At 69.1% G+C, this 434-nt stretch carries 1 pseudogene; it reads left to right on the top strand.

Annotated features, from left to right (window positions below):
- Positions 1-91: 91 nt before the first annotated feature.
- Positions 92-434: pseudogene (locus VR44_RS32690) on the top strand (hypothetical protein); the annotation flags it as partial.

Genomic DNA, 434 nt, shown 5'->3' on the forward strand with positions numbered 1-434 from the left:
ACCGGCTCTACACGCGCGTCACCCGCGTCGGCACGCTTCTTTCCCGCCATCGCCTCGTTGTCCTGGGCATTCGACCCTCGGAGGCGCACCCATGCTCAGGACACTCCCCGCCGTGCGGCTCTCGGCGGTACTGGTGGCGGCCACCATCACGGCGGCCACTGCCGGGGGCAGCCCCGCGTACGCGGTGGAGCGCTGCAAGGTGTCGTCCAAGACCGTCGACAATCCCGCCTACAACGGCCCCTGGCCCGACAACTGGGACTTCACGGTGAAGGCGTGCGTGAGCGAGTCCGGGGCGAACATCCGGCACTGGGCGACGATCTCCTGGGACCTGCCCGAATCCTCCACCTCCGCGGGTTCCATTTTCAACGCCACCGGTACGAACGCCGAGGTGACCGCGATGGTCGAGGGGGGCGGTGTGGCCGTGACGAGGCGCA

Origin of the sequence: Streptomyces katrae, from assembly GCF_000966975.1 — a bacterium.
Lineage (GTDB): Bacteria > Actinomycetota > Actinomycetes > Streptomycetales > Streptomycetaceae > Streptomyces > Streptomyces katrae.